At 63.7% G+C, this 14,350-nt stretch carries 13 protein-coding genes; 2 read left to right on the top strand and 11 right to left on the bottom strand.

The genetic code is table 11. The features are described from left to right. Nucleotides 1-2: 2 nt before the first annotated feature. From AC25Z0_RS03780 to dusB, 7 genes are all read right to left on the bottom strand, one after another. Complete coding sequence (locus AC25Z0_RS03780) at nt 3-1,691, bottom strand: ABC transporter ATP-binding protein (protein ID WP_488132355.1); 1,689 nt, start codon at nt 1,689-1,691, stop codon at nt 3-5. Further along, nucleotides 1,688-2,824: an ABC transporter permease gene (locus tag AC25Z0_RS03775; protein ID WP_488118926.1), complete on the bottom strand. Its 1,137-nt coding sequence runs from the start codon at nt 2,822-2,824 to the stop codon at nt 1,688-1,690. Before AC25Z0_RS03775 ends, AC25Z0_RS03780 begins: the two co-directional genes overlap by 4 nt. Nucleotides 2,825-2,826: 2 nt before the next feature. After that, entirely contained in the window at nt 2,827-3,915 is a 1,089-nt protein-coding gene (locus AC25Z0_RS03770; RefSeq protein WP_488118925.1) for an ABC transporter permease, read from the bottom strand. A 180-nt stretch (nt 3,916-4,095) separates the two neighbouring features. Beyond that, on the bottom strand, nt 4,096-5,721 hold the full coding sequence (locus AC25Z0_RS03765) for an ABC transporter substrate-binding protein (RefSeq protein ID WP_488118924.1): 1,626 nt from the start codon (nt 5,719-5,721) through the stop codon (nt 4,096-4,098). Nucleotides 5,722-5,866: 145 nt separating this feature from the next. Next, nucleotides 5,867-7,747, bottom strand: coding sequence for a DNA primase (gene dnaG, locus AC25Z0_RS03760; RefSeq protein WP_488132354.1), 1,881 nt, complete (start codon nt 7,745-7,747; stop codon nt 5,867-5,869). Between the two features lie 9 nt (nt 7,748-7,756). Then, complete coding sequence (locus tag AC25Z0_RS03755; RefSeq protein WP_488132353.1) at nt 7,757-9,046, bottom strand: deoxyguanosinetriphosphate triphosphohydrolase; 1,290 nt, start codon at nt 9,044-9,046, stop codon at nt 7,757-7,759. Beyond that, a complete protein-coding gene (gene dusB, locus AC25Z0_RS03750) occupies nt 9,039-10,211 on the bottom strand; it encodes a tRNA dihydrouridine synthase DusB (protein WP_488132352.1) in 1,173 nt (390 codons plus the stop codon). Before dusB ends, AC25Z0_RS03755 begins: the two co-directional genes overlap by 8 nt. A 34-nt stretch (nt 10,212-10,245) precedes the next feature. On the opposite strand from dusB, the gene AC25Z0_RS03745 reads away from it, so the two are divergent. Further along, a complete protein-coding gene (locus tag AC25Z0_RS03745) occupies nt 10,246-10,764 on the top strand; it encodes an aminoacyl-tRNA deacylase (RefSeq protein WP_488132351.1) in 519 nt (172 codons plus the stop codon). A 232-nt stretch (nt 10,765-10,996) separates the two neighbouring features. Here AC25Z0_RS03745 and AC25Z0_RS03740 read toward each other — a convergent pair whose 3' ends face one another. From AC25Z0_RS03740 to recO, 4 genes are all read right to left on the bottom strand, one after another. After that, the gene (locus AC25Z0_RS03740) at nt 10,997-11,119 is read right to left on the bottom strand and encodes a hypothetical protein (protein WP_488132350.1); all 123 of its coding nucleotides are present in this window, start codon (nt 11,117-11,119) and stop codon (nt 10,997-10,999) included. A 5-nt stretch (nt 11,120-11,124) separates the two neighbouring features. Next, a complete protein-coding gene (locus tag AC25Z0_RS03735; RefSeq protein WP_488118918.1) occupies nt 11,125-11,826 on the bottom strand; it encodes a DsbA family oxidoreductase in 702 nt (233 codons plus the stop codon). Between the two features lie 85 nt (nt 11,827-11,911). Next, nucleotides 11,912-12,727: an isoprenyl transferase gene (locus AC25Z0_RS03730; RefSeq protein WP_488118917.1), complete on the bottom strand. Its 816-nt coding sequence runs from the start codon at nt 12,725-12,727 to the stop codon at nt 11,912-11,914. Between the two features lie 78 nt (nt 12,728-12,805). Then, nucleotides 12,806-13,528 carry a DNA repair protein RecO gene (recO, locus tag AC25Z0_RS03725; protein ID WP_488118916.1) on the bottom strand — a complete coding sequence of 241 codons (723 nt, stop codon included), beginning with the start codon at nt 13,526-13,528 and terminating at the stop codon, nt 12,806-12,808. 68 nt (nt 13,529-13,596) lie between these two features. On the opposite strand from recO, the gene AC25Z0_RS03720 reads away from it, so the two are divergent. Next, nucleotides 13,597-14,340: an SDR family oxidoreductase gene (locus AC25Z0_RS03720; protein WP_488118915.1), complete on the top strand. Its 744-nt coding sequence runs from the start codon at nt 13,597-13,599 to the stop codon at nt 14,338-14,340. The last annotated feature ends 10 nt before the right edge of the window (nt 14,341-14,350 follow it).

Below are 14,350 nucleotides of genomic sequence, written 5' to 3'. Positions count from 1 at the left end.
ACTTATCCTGCCGCACGCAGTCGGCGCAGCTCCTCCCGACGCAACGCTTGCTCCGCAGGATCCGGCACTGGAAGTGAGGCGAGCAGCCGTTGCGTATACGGATCCTTCGGTGCGCCGAGTACCTCTGCGCCCGTGCCTTCCTCCACCAGCTTGCCTTTGTACAGCACGGCAATCCGGTCAACGAGGATGTCGACGACAGCCAGGTCATGACTGATGAACAGGGCCGCAAAACCGAACTCGCGCTGCAGCTCAGCGAAGAGTTCGAGAACCCTCGCCTGCACGCTCACGTCAAGCGCAGAGGTGGGCTCATCGGCGATCAGCAGCTTCGGTTCGAGGGCAAGCGCCCGCGCGAGACTGGCACGCTGGCGCTGGCCACCGCTCAGTTCATGCGGGAAACGATCACCATACGCACGCGGCAGCTGAACAGCCTCGAGCAGGTCATTCACCCTGGCCCTCGCCGCACTCGTGCTCGATGCGCGCCCGTGCACGATGAGTGGCTCTGCCACGCAGTCTGCAATCGTCAGCAGCGGGTTGAAGCTCGACGCCGGGTCCTGGAACACGAAGCCGATATCACTGCGCACCGGCTTGAAGTTGCGTTCCTTGAAGCCGTTCATCTCGTGGCCGAGCACCTGGAGCGAGCCCCCTGTGACACGGGTGAGCCCGGCGATTGCCCGCCCAATCGTGGTTTTGCCTGAACCGCTCTCGCCCACCAGTCCCACAACTTCACCAGCACGGATGCTGAGACTCACGCCATCAACGGCGACGAACCCCGGCTTGCCGAAACGGCCCGGATACTGGATGCGCAGGTTGTCAGCCACCACGACGGCCGGCTTCGACGCCCACTCCTCGTCGCGGGCTTCCGCGCGTTCCGCAGCCCGTTCGATGCCCTGGCCGACGTGCGGAACCGCCGCGAGCAGCCGCTTCGTGTACGGGTGCTTCGGGCTCGAGAACAACGTCTGGGCATCCGCTTCTTCAACGACCTTGCCCTGGTACATCACGACAACGCGATCTGCGAGATCGGCGACGACACCCATGTTGTGGGTGATCAACACGATCGCGGTACCGAATTCGTCGCGACAGCGCCGCAGGAGGTTGAGAATCTCGGCCTGCACCGTGACGTCAAGTGCCGTTGTCGGCTCGTCGGCGACGATGAGCCCAGGATCAAGCACGAGAGCCATCGCGATGACCACGCGCTGCTTCTGTCCGCCGGAGAACTGGTGCGGGTAGTAGTTGATGCGGGTTTCGGGATCTGGAATGCCAACGCGCCCCAGGATCTCAATGGCCTTGGCCCGCGCCTCTGCCTTGGTGTACTCGCCGTGCGCGCGGATTCCCTCCGCGATCTGCCAGCCCACTGTATAGACGGGGTTCAGCGCGGTCGACGGCTCCTGGAACACCATGGAGACGTCAGTGCCTCTCACCTGCCGCAGCTGCGCCTTGCTCAGGGAGATGATGTCATTCTCGCTGCGGCCGTCTTTGCTTGACAGAACGACGGCGCCATTGGCTGTGGCCGTCTCAGGCAGCAGCCCGAGGATGGTCTTGGCGGTGACGGTCTTGCCGCTACCGCTCTCCCCCACGATGGCCACTACTTCACCAGGAGCGACGCTGAGCGAGACGCCATCGACGGCCTTCACCGCGCCGGCATCCGTTGAGAATGACACCCCGAGGTTCGTGATCTTCACGACATGTTTCACGGCTTGGTCTCCAATCCGTCTAGGTCTATTGTCGGATCACTTTCGAGTCCGTCAAGGCCTCCAGGGCCAGCGGTCAGCGTTCCGCCAGGAACGACGGATGTTTCAGCCACCAAACCGGCTGACTTTGCGACCTTGCGGCGTCCGCGGAGGCGCGGGTCGGCGAGGTCGTTGAGGCTTTCGCCCACGAGCGTGATACCCAGCACCACCAGCACAATCGCGAGGCCGGGGAACACGGATGTCCACCAGATACCGCTCGTGACGTCTGACAGCGACTTGTTGAGGTCGTAACCCCACTCTGCGGCCGCTGTCGGTTCGATACCGAAGCCGAGGAATCCGAGCCCGGCCAGGGTCAGGATCGCCTCTGAGGAGTTGAGCGTGAAGATGAGCGGCAGCGTTCGCGTGGCATTCCGGAACACGTGCTTGAACATGATCCGACTGTTGCTCGCACCGAGCACCCTGGCCGACTCGACGTAGGCCTCAGCTTTGATACGGACGGTCTCTGCCCTGATCACCCGGAAATATTGCGGGATGAACACCACGGTGATGGAGATGGCCGCGGCCATCACACCGCCGACGAGGTTCGACTTTCCGCCAGAGATCACGATCGACATGACGATGGCGAGCAGCAGCGTCGGGAAGGCGTAGACGGCATCGCAGACCACAACGAGTACGCGGTCGAGCCAGCCACCAAAGTAGCCAGAGACAAGACCAAGGAGCACGCCGGCGAAGATCGACAGGACGACGGCGACCACGATCACGAAGAGCGCGGTCTGTGAGCCCCAGATCACGCGCGACAGCACGTCATAGCCACCCACCGTCGTGCCAAGCGGATGCTCGCCACTCGGCGGCTGCTGAGCCCCGAACAGGCCGTCGGCGCCGCGCAGTTGGCTGAAGCCATACGGCGCGAGCAGCGGAGCGAAGATCGCGGTCAGCACGAAAAGGCCGGTGATGACGAGGCCGACGATGAGCATTCCGCGCTGCAGTCCGACGCTCTGCCTGAGCTGGTGAACGACAGGCAGCCGCGACCAAATGCTGCGCTTGGGGGCGGGAGAAACGACGGCGGAACTCGACGTGTCGAGCGCCTCAGGCTGCGTGGTCGGAAGCGTTTGTTCCGGTGGTGTCAGGGTTGACATGATCAGTACCTCACCCTTGGGTCGATGATGGCGGCAATGATGTCGACGATGAAGTTGGAGAGTGCAACGATCACTGCGAGCAGGGCAACGATTCCCTGCACGGCGACGAAGTCCCTGGCCTTCAAGAACTCGGAGAGCATGAAGCCAAGGCCCTTCCACTCGAAGGTGGTCTCCGTCAACACGGCGCCAGCGAGGAGCAGTGCAATCTGCAGGCCGATGACCGTGATGATCGGGATCAGGGCCGGGCGGTATGCGTGCTTGCGCACCAGGCGGAACTCGCTCACCCCACGCGAGCGGGCGGCATCGACGTAGTCGGTGCCGAGGGTTCCGATGACGTTAGTGCGCACAAGCCGGAGGAACACGCCTGCGGTGAGGAGCCCGAGGGCGAGAGCCGGGAGAACGGCGTGAGAGAGCACATCCGCTACCGCCGCAGGGTCGCCCGTCATGATGGCGTCGATCGTATAGAAACCAGTCTTGTTTGGCAGGAACTCCATTTGGAGTTCCGTGCCCGTTGAGGCACGGCCTGCAACGGGAAGCACCTTGAGCCAGACGGCGAAGACCAGCTTGAACAGCAGGCCGGAGAAGAAGACGGGAGTGGCGTAGCAGAGGATTGCGAACACGCGCAGGGAGGCATCGGGGGCCTTGTCACGCCAGTAGGCGGCGACCATGCCGAGCGGGATACCCACGATGAAGGCAACGAGCAGCGCGTAGAACGCCAGCTCTGCCGTGGCAGCGCCATAGGTGATCAAGATCTCGGTAACGGGCCGATTCGTGCTGATCGACGTGCCGAAGTTTCCGGTGAAGACGTGGCCGAGGTACTCGAAGTACTGCACGAGGATGGGCCGGTCGTACCCGGCGGCGTGGATGCGTTCGGCCAGTTGGTCTGCCGTGAGCCGGCCGCCCTGGGCTGCGGTGATCGGGTCGCCCGTCGCCCGCATCAACCAGAACACCATCGAAACCAGGATGAAGATTGTGGGGAAGATGAGCAGGAAGCGGATGAGGAGATACCGAGCCAGCCCACCCCCAGCTTTACGTGTGCGCTCTGCGGGCCGAGTGGAACTGGCCGGCGGCGTCGATGCCACTGTGGTCATTGTTACCTAACATGTGCAAAACGGGCCCGCCCGCAGAAGCGGGACGAGGCTGACAGACGGTTCTGACAAACGGTTCTTGAAACGGTAGTGCTTGAAACGGTGCAGGGGCACCCTGCTCAACACGCAAGCAAGATGCCCCCGGTAATCGCGCTAGAGCTTCATACCCTAGCGAAAGAACTACTAACCCTTGGCCAGCGCTCCGTAGCGGAACTTGAACGACGCGTCGAGCGTGGTGTCGGTTCCGGTGACGTCGGTGCCGGTCACGGCAACCTGTGCACCCTGGAGCAGGGGCAGGGTTGACAGCTGGGCAGCAACCTTGTCCTGGATCTCCTCGATCATTGCGGTGCGCTCTGCGACGTCAGGCGTCACGGCCTGCTTGAGAATCAAATCGTTGACCTCAGGGTCGTCGAAGTGGTTGCTCAGGAAGTTCTCCGTGAGGAAGAACGGCGTGAGGTAGTTGTCGGCGTCTGAGTAGTCAGGGAACCAACCGAGCTGGTACAGCGGGTACAGGTCTTCCGTGCGGTCCTTCGAGTACTGAACCCACTCTGTGGTCTGCAGGTTGACCGTGAACAGGCCGGTTGATTCCAGCTGGTCCTTGATCAGGGCGTACTCGTCACCCGACGACGGGCCGTAGTGGTCGTTGCTGTACTGGATGTTCAGCGTGACCGGCTCGGTGATCCCGGCAGCGGTCAGCGTTGCCTTAGCCTTCTCGGCGTCAGCGCCACCGTTGCCGTCGCCGTAGAGGGGCTTCAGCGACTCCGTGGCACCGGTCAGACCGGCGGGCACGTAGGAGTAGAGCGGAGTGTAGGTGTCCTTGTAGACCTGCGTCGCGATTTCTTCGCGGTCGATGGAGTCTGCAACGGCCTGGCGAACAGCCAGGGCCTTTGCCTCATCGGCTTCAGCGGTCGTAGCGCCGAACGGCTGCGTGTTGAAGTTGAAGACGATGTAGCGGATCTCTCCACCAGGACCATCGACGACCTTGACCTTGTCGTTGCCGCGCAGGTCTTCGATGTCGGTCGCAGACAGGCTGCGGAACGCGACGTCGATGTTACCTTCCTGCACGTCGAGCTTGAGGTTGGAGGAATCGGCGTAGTACTTCACGTTGACGACGTCGGTCTTTGGGGCGCCAAGGACGCCCGCATAGTCTGCGTATGCCTTGTAGCCGACGAGTTCGTTGAACTTGTAGCTCGTGATCGTGTACTGGCCTGCGAATGCGTCGCCCTTGACGATGTCGTCGTCTGAGGTGAGCTCGTCTGCAGCGAAGACCTCTTCATCAACGATCGGGCCTGCGGGGCTCGACAGGATCTGCGGGAAGATCTGGTCGTTGGCCTGCTTGAGGTGGAACACGACGGTGGTGTCATCCGTTGCCTCAACGCTGTCGAGGTTGTACAGCAGTGACGACGGGCCGTTTTCGTCAGCGATCTTGACCTGGCGGTCGAAGCTGAACTTCACGTCTGACGACGTGAGGTCGTTGCCGTTGGCCCACTTGAGGTCTGGCTTCAGCGTGACGGTGTACTCGGTGGGAGAGGTGAACTCTGCCTTCGTTGCGATGTCTGGCTCGACGTCGGGGCTGCCATACGGCGTGTTCATGAGGAACGGGAACACCTGGTTGGCGACCTGGAACGAGCCATTGTCGTAGGCGCCGGCGGGGTCGAGGGTAGTGACCTTGTCGGTCGTACCGATGGTGAGGGATGCCCCACCTGAACTGTTGGAACCGGCAGAGCAGCCGGCAAGCACGATCGCTGCCGCAGCGAATGCTGCGGTTGCGGCGATGGCGCGCTTACCGTTGGTGGTTGCGGATGTCATATCCGTATACCTCTTCCTGTTGGTGTCTGTACATCGAAGGCACGCGAACGTGCTTCAACGCAGTGCTGTACAGACAGAATTAGCACAGAAAGAGGGCAAAACCTGCGGATTACGCAGCTTCTTTACATACCTGCAATGTTGGGGGCTATTCCGCCCTGAGATTGCGCCGTTCAGCTTCGACGCGAACAAGCTCACGCTGGATGGCCGAATAGATCTCTCGATCTGTCGGGTCAGCGCGCTGGAGACGGCCCATGAGATCTGCTTTCAGCCGGAGCAGTTCGCGGTCGATCAGCGCGGTCGTGATGTCCTTCACGTAGGGGCCAACCTCACGCTCAGACCGTTCTGGCAACGGGGCGACGGCCAGTTCCTGTGCGAGGTTCGCGAGCGTCGCCGGCACTTCACCGATGACGTGATCGAGCCAGCCAGGGCTGTCGGTGTGATCAAGACTGGCCGCAATGCCGTCACGAACGACGGCGAGCGATGGGTGGGTGAACATGGTCTGTGTCGCCCTGGCAATGAGGTCGGCGCCGACAAGGGCTGGACGCTGCAACATGGCCATGAGCGCATCGCGCTCGAGCCTCGTTGCCGGATCAGTTGGAAGCTCGACCAGTGAGAACGGCTTCTCGCGTGGAGCCTCCTGCGTCTCATCAGAGTGGCGCTGCTGGGTCTTCTCTGACTTCTCAGACTTCTCGCCTGCACGTGCTCGTGCTGCTGCGGCGGAGACGGCCTTGGACACCTCGCTCATGTCGAGACCGAGCATGCGGGCAAGCTCACGGGAGTAGCCGGGCCGGAGCGCGGGGTCACGGATCTCGCTCACGATGGGAGCGGCAGAGCGCAGCGCCGCGATCCGACCCTCAACGGTCTCGAGGTTGTACTGGCTGAGTTGCTGCTTGATCACGAACTCGAACATCGGCTTCTTCGAGTCGATCAGGCGGCGAACGGCGTCATCGCCCTTGTTCAGCCGAAGGTCGCAGGGGTCGAAGCCTTCAGGTGCCACCGCGACGAAGGTCTGCGCGGCGAATCGTTGTTCCTCTGTGAAGGCGCGCAGTGCTGCCTTCTGGCCTGCGGCATCGGGGTCGAAGGTGAAGACGACCTCTCCGAGGCGGGAATCGTCGCCGAGCACTCGGCGAAGCACCTTGATGTGGTCGACGCCGAACGAGGTTCCACAGGTGGCGACGGCCGTCGTGACACCGGCGAGGTGGCAGGCCATGACATCCGTGTAGCCCTCAACGACGACAACCTGGTGCGTACGGGAGATGTCACGCTTGGCCAGGTCGAGCCCGTAGAGCACCTGTGCCTTGTGGTAAACCGGCGTCTCTGGAGTGTTGAGGTACTTCGGGCCCTTGTCGTCGTCGAGCAGCTTGCGCGCCCCGAAGCCGATCGTCTGGCCGGTGATGTCGCGAATGGGCCAGACGAGCCGGCCCCTGAACCTGTCGTAGACACCGCTCGCCCCCTCGCGGCTGGAGACCAGCCCGGCGAGGGTGATCTCCTCCGTGCTGAAGCCGCGCGAGCGCAGGTGGTTGGTGAGTTCGTCCCAGCTTTTCGGCGCGAAGCCGATGCCGAATCGTTCGGCTGCCATCGCATCGAAGCCGCGCTCACCGAGGAAGCGGCGGCCGACGTCGGCGCCTGGGCTGCTCAGCTGTTCGACGAAGAAGTCGGCAGCAGCCTGGTTGGCGGCGAGCAGGCGTGCTCGATTGGCATGGTCGGGGGCAGCGCCACCGTCTTCATAATGCAGCTCGATGCCGACCCGGCCGGCCAGCCGTTCGACGGCCTCGCTGAAACTGACGTGGTCCATTTTCTGCAGGAACGAATAGACGTCGCCGCTCTCTCCGCAGCCGAAGCAGTGGTAGAAACCCACCTGAGGGCGCACGTGGAAACTGGGGCTTCGCTCGTCGTGGAAGGGGCAGAGGCCCTTCATTGAACCGACACCCGCAGACTTCAAGCTGACGTAGTCGCCCACGATGTCTGCGATGTTCGTGCGGGCCTTGACCTCTTCGATGTCGCTCTGTCGAATTAGTCCTGCCATAGCTGAATTCTAGTGCAGCTCCCTTGGCGTAACCCGCTCGTGCGAGAGGTGCTCGTTGACGAGCCGTTCGTGCCAGGCCAAAGCCGACTGGTCGGTGAGGCTCGCGACCTGGTCGACGACAACGCGCTTGCGTGCGGCATCGTCAGCGGCGGCGTGCCAGTCGTCTCTGAAGCCGGGGTCGAGCTGTGAGGACCCGGTGGCCAGCAGTGCGTCAGCGAGCTCAACGAGCACCTCGCGCTGCATGGTGTAAATCGGTTGCCTCGTGGTCTTCGACATGACGAAGGCGGCGACAACGCCCTTCAACACCGCAATCTCGGCCTGGATTTCGCGGGGCACCACAATCGAGCCTGCGAAGCGGATGAGGTTCTCCTGCGGGTACGCGGCCCGGGTTGCCTCGACGGCCGCACCACAGAAGCGCCCGATCAGCTGGCTGGTGAGGTTCTTCAGCCTGCCCTGGTCCTGGCGGCTTGCGGTCCAGCTCTCGAGCCAGGCGTCGAGGGAGTCGAGCCGGTCGAATGCTGCGATGAGTTCGTCGTGGCTGATCTCGCCGCCGATCCACTCGTACATCGAGGCGACCAGCTCGTCGTGGTTGACGCGGCTGCCAAGCTCTGCCACGTCGATGTAGCCGTTGACGACGGCATCCTCGAAGTCGTGCACGGAGTATGCGACGTCGTCTGAGAGGTCCATGACCTGGGCTTCGATGCAGAGACGACGCTCTGGTGCACCGTCGCGCATCCAGGTGAAGGCTGGGGCGTCATCCGGGTAGAAACCGAACTTTGCCCTGCCGCTCGGGTCGGCGACCGACGACGCCGTCGGCCACGGGTACTTGCAGCTGGCGTCGAGGCTGGCGCGGGTGAGGTTCAGTCCGTAGCTGTGGCCGTCAGCGCCGAACACCTTCGGCTCAAGACGGGTGAGCAGGCGCAGGGTCTGTGCATTGCCCTCGAAGCCGCCGATGTCGGCAGACCAGGCGTTCAGTGCCTTCTCGCCATTGTGGCCGAACGGTGGGTGGCCGATGTCGTGCGCGAGGCACGCGGTGTCGACGATGTCGGGGTCGAGGCCAAGACGGAGCGCGAGCTCGCGGCCGACCTGGGCGACCTCAAGCGAGTGGGTGAGACGATTGCGGGCGAAGTCGAGCCCTGCGGTGGGGCTCAGCACCTGGGTCTTTGCGGCGAGCCGACGGAGCGCGCTGGAGTGCAGCAACCTGGCACGATCCCTGGCGAAATCACTGCGCCTGGAGCTGTGCGCCTCCGGCAGCGCGCGTTCTTCGTCGTGCGCGCTGTATCCCGTGCTGTTAGCCACCGCTGGTGTCCCCTTCGCCTTCGGTCAGATTCTCGCGCTGCACACCGTCGAGCTCGCGTGAGTCAAGCCAATTCTCCGGCAGGGCCGGCTTTTTCGGCGTTCCGGCGCGACCTCGGGGGCCTTCTGCGCCGATGCCGGGGTACGGCTGGTCGGCATCAAGCTGGCCGAGCAGATCGTCGAGCATGGCCAGCGACTGCACGGTGGCCATGCTGGCACGCAGGTCGCCGCCGACCGGGTAACCCTTGAAGTACCAGGCGACGTGCTTGCGGATGTCGCGGCATCCGCGCTCTTCACTGTCGAAGAATTCGGTGAGCAGCTCTGCGTGGCGGCGGAACGTCTGGGCGACGGTCCCGAGGTTCGGCTGGATCAAGCCCTCCCCTGGATGCGCCTCAGGGTCGAACGCTGCGGCGAGGTCGCCGAACAGCCAGGGCCGTCCGAGGCAGCCGCGGCCGACGACGACGCCGTCGCATCCGGTCTCGCTCATCATGCGCAGGGCATCGTCGGCCGACCAGATGTCGCCGTTGCCGAGCACGGGCACAGAGGTGATCGCGCTCTTCAGGGCCGCGATGGCAGACCAGTCGGCCTGACCGGAGTAGAACTCGGCGGCCGTGCGGCCGTGCAGCGCGATGGCGGCAACCCCGGCGCCCTCAGCGGCCTTACCGGCTTCGATGTAGGTGAGGTGATCGGAGTCGATGCCCTTGCGCATCTTGACCGTGAGCGGCAGGGGGCCTGCGGCCTTGACCGCGGCTTCGACGATCTGACGGAACAGGGTGCTCTTCCAGGGCAGTGCTGAGCCGCCGCCCTTGCGGGTGACCTTGGGCACAGGGCAGCCGAAGTTCAGGTCGATGTGGTCGGCGCGATCCTCTGCGACCAGCAGGGTCACGGCATCCGCCACGGTCTTCGGGTCGACCCCGTAGAGCTGGATGGAGCGAGTCTTCTCGCTCTCGTGGTGGGTGATCAGGCGCATGGACTCCGGCGTGCGTTCGACGAGGGCCCGCGACGTGATCATTTCGCTCACGTAGAGGCCGGCACCGAATTCGCGGCAGAGCCTGCGGTAGGCCGTGTTCGTGATGCCGGCCATCGGCGCAAGCACGACGGGAACGTCGAGCTTCAGGGGTCCGATGGTCAACGGTGCTGGCTGGCTTATCGTGGATACAGGAGTCATTAACTTCAATTCTCCCAGAAAGACGGGGCGTTTCATGAATGCTGCCAATGAGAGCGCTGAGACCGGCGCTGAGACGAGCAGTGCGACCGTCGGTCACGAGCGCGTTCTGACGGATGCCGCAGCGCGCGGCCTCGACGTTCGTATCGTTTCGCGTCCTGCCGCCGGCAGCCTGGCGGAAGCCGCCGCGCTGATGGGAATCGAGCCGGGCGACATCGTCAAGACGCTCGTGGTGAAGCGTCACGACGGCGACTACGTGTTCGCGCTGATACCGGGCGGCCGCAAGATCTCCTGGGCGAAGCTGCGCACTCTGGTTGGCGTGAACAAGCTCTCGCTCCCCCACGAATCCTTGGCGCTGGAGGCGACGGGATACGAGCGGGGAACAATCACTCCACTCGGGAGCACGACGGCGTGGCCGGTGTTCGCCGATGCGAGCCTGGTCGGTCGCGAGGTGGCGATGGGAGCCGGCGAACACGGCTACAGCGCATTCGTGGATGCCGATGCGCTGATCCGGGCCCTCGATGCGACAGTGGCCGACATCTCGGACGCTGAGTAGCGAGCTGGTCACGGAGGCTGATTTCGAGACCCTCGTCGCGACGATTTCGCGCTGCGCGGGTTGAACGCAGCTGCGCTGTCACTGCAGTTACCGCATCGCTGCGTTCGACCCGCGCGGCGCCGCCCTCGTGTTCGGCGGGAGCGGATTTCGAGACGCGACCTCGTTCCTCTGGCGCTCCTCAACCAACGAAAAACCGGTGGTCGAGGAGGCCCGCCAGGGCCGTCTCGAGACCCTAGATGCCGCAGGCACCACCACCGCAGCATCCGCCGGCCTCAGCCTGGCCGAGCAGTTCGATGGTCGGGCGTGCGCCAGCGTCGACGACGGTGGCTTCTTCGGTGGTGACGGTGTCGCTCATGTGGTCTACTCCTCGGTCGATGCGCTGGGGGTCGATGCGCTGGGGGTCAGCACTGCAGCTGACTCTGACTTCTCTGATCGTACTTGCTCAAGTACCTGGGCAAACGTTGACGCGTCCTGCGCGCCAGAGACGCCGTACTTACCGTCGATGACGAAGAACGGCACACCCTGGATGCCGTATTCCTGGGCCAGCGCGACATCCGCTTTCACGTCGGCTAGGAATTCGTTCTCGGTGAGGGCGCGCACCACGTCTGCACGGTCGAAACCGATCTCTGCTGCGAGGTCGGCGAGGTCTTCGATGCGTCCGACGTGGGCGCCATCAACGAAGTACGCCTTGAGCAGGCGCTCCTTCATGTCAAGCTGGCGGCCCTTCGACTTCGCGTAGTGAATGAGCTCGTGTGCCTTGACCGTGTTGGTCTGGTGCACAGAGCCGTAGTCGTAGTCGAGACCGACGCTCTTGGCGATGTCGGTCACGTTCTGGAGCATCTGCTCGACCTGCTCAAGGGGCATGCCCTTGCGCTGGCTGAGGTACTCGGTAGGGGTACCGGCGAAATCAACGGGGGTATCGGGCGAGAGTTCATAGCTGTGGTACTCCACCTCGACATCGCCGCCGAACTGGGCTGCGCCAGCTTCGAACTTGCGCTTGCCGATATAGCACCAGGGGCACTGGATGTCTGACCAGATGTCTACTTTGATAGTTTCACTCACGGTTGGCCAAACACGACACCCCTCCCCGGTATTCCCGATTCGCCGGTCTCCCGGCCGGCGGGCACGGCGACTACAGGCCGGCTGATTACAGGCCGGTTGACTCCGTCGGCTTGTCGATGGCTCCGCCGTAGCGCCGATTGCGCGACGCGTAGAGTTCGATGGCCCGCCACAGGTCGACGCGAGTGAAGTCCGGCCACAGCGTGTCGAGGAACACCATCTCCGCATAGGCGCTTTGCCACAGCATGAAGTTACTGGTGCGCTGCTCCCCTGAGCTCCGCACGAACAGGTCGACGTCAGGCAGGTCAGGAACGTAGAGGCGACGCTGGATCGACTTCTCCGAGACTGCCGACGGCTTCATCCGGCCTGCCGCGACGTCTTCTGCGATCTGGCGCACGGCATCCGTGATCTCGTTTCGCCCGCCGTAGTTGACGCACATGGTGAGGGTGAGGGTGCTGTTGTCCTTCGTCAGCTCCTCTGCATACTGCAGTTCGTTGATGACGGATGCCCAGAGCTTCGGCCGTCGTCCGGCCCAGCGCACGCGCACTCCCCACTCATTCAGCTGGTCGCGCCTGCGGTGCAGAACATCCCGGTTGAAGCCCATGAGAAAACGCACCTCGTCGGGAGAGCGCTTCCAGTTCTCGGTGGAGAACGCGTACACGCTCAGGTGCTTGACGCCGATCTGGATGGCGCCGGCGACGACATCCAGGAGCGACGCCTCCCCAGCCTTGTGCCCCTCGATTCGAGTGAGCCCACGCGCGTTCGCCCAACGACCGTTGCCGTCCATAACGACTGCGACGTGGTCTGGTACGACCTTGGCCGGCAGCGCAGGAGGGTAGAGCCCCGTCCAATCGAGTGGCTTGTACTCCACCGCGTCCTTGTGGGTGAACTGCTTCGGACTCATCGACTCTCTCTCACTTGCTGACGTGGCTCACTTGCTGACGTGGCTCACTTGCTGACGTGTCTCACTTGCTGACGTGTGTCACTTGCTGACGTGTTGCAGGGATTTCAACGATCGTTCCAGGTGCCACTGCGTGTACGCGGCGACGACGCCGGTCGCCTGCCCCTGAGTTCGTGCCTCAGCAGCTTCGGCCTGCGCCCAGTCGCCCGTGAGCAGCGCGCCGAGCAGCGCAATGGTGGCGGCGTCGAGGCGCGCGGATCCGGGAGGAGCACAGTCGTCGCAGACGATGCCGCCCAGTTGCACCACCACAACGGAATGCTCGCCGACAGCTCCGCACCGGGAGCAGTCCTGGAAGCTTGGAGCCCAGCCCGCCATCGACAATGCACGCAGCAGGTAGGAATCGAGGGTGAGAGCCGCGCCGTGCTCGCGCTTGGAGAGGGAACGCAACGCCCCAACGAGCAGCAGGTACTGCTGCAGCGACCCCTCAGACTCCGTCAGTTTGTCGGCGGTCTCCACCATCGCACTAGCCGCGGTGTAGCTCGCGTAGTCGGAGGTGATGAGCGCGCCGTATGACCCGAGTGACTCTGCCTGGGTAATGATGTCGAGGCTTCTGCCCTCGTAGAGCTGCACGTCGGCGACCATGAATGGTTCGAGCCGTGCCCCGAACTTCGACGTTGTCCTGCGCACGCCCTTGGCTACTGCGCGAACCTTGCCATGTTCCCTGGTGAGCATCGTGACGATACGGTCGGCCTCGCCCAACTTGTGGGTACGCAGCACAACGGCTTCATCTCGGTAAACAGGCACTCTTCTATTATCGACCGTTTATATCGACAGTTGCCGCACAATGGATTCATGATGACAGGCCAGGAACCGTGACCACCGTGCTGGTCACCGGTGCAACCGGAACGCTCGGTACGCCCACCGTTGCCCAGTTGCGCAGCGGCGGATATGACGTGCGGGCTCTCAGCCGCAGCAGCGGGCCTGGGCTCACCACCGGAAATCTGTTGACGGGCATCGGGCTCGCGTCGGCGGTCGCCGGCGTCGACACTGTCGTGCACCTCGCGACGGGAAAAGACGACGTTGAAGCGGCATCCAACCTCGTGACAGCCGCACGCGCGGCTGGGGTGCGGCACGTCGTCCAAATCTCGATCGTGGGCATCGACAACATTCCGCTGCCGTACTACCGCGACAAGCTGGCCATTGAGACCCTGGTGTCGACATCCGCCATGCCGTTCACCATCCTGCGCTCCACCCAGTTCCACCAGCTCATCGAGCGAATCTGCACAGCGCAGCGTCTCTCCCCCGTGCTGTGGGCACCATCATTCAGGGCGCAGCCGATCCACCCCGTCGAGGTCGCCACCCGCCTGGTTGAGCTGGTGGGAGCGGATGCCGCCGGCCGGGTCGCAGACATCGGTGGACCAGAGCGCCGCCCCGTCCGCGAATTCGAGGCGATCTGGGCCGCCTCAACCGGTACTCGACGCCCGATCTGGCCCCTCAGAATGCCCGGCAAGATCTTCACGGGCTTCGCAGCGGGCAACATCCTGGTTCCTGGAGAGCCGTATGGTCGCCGCACCTTTGCAGAGTTCATCGCCGAACGGGGTTCACGGGTCGGGTAGCGCGCACCGG

The organism is Leifsonia sp. Y862, from assembly GCF_057669585.1.
This window is presented reverse-complemented; position numbering and strand designations above follow the sequence as displayed.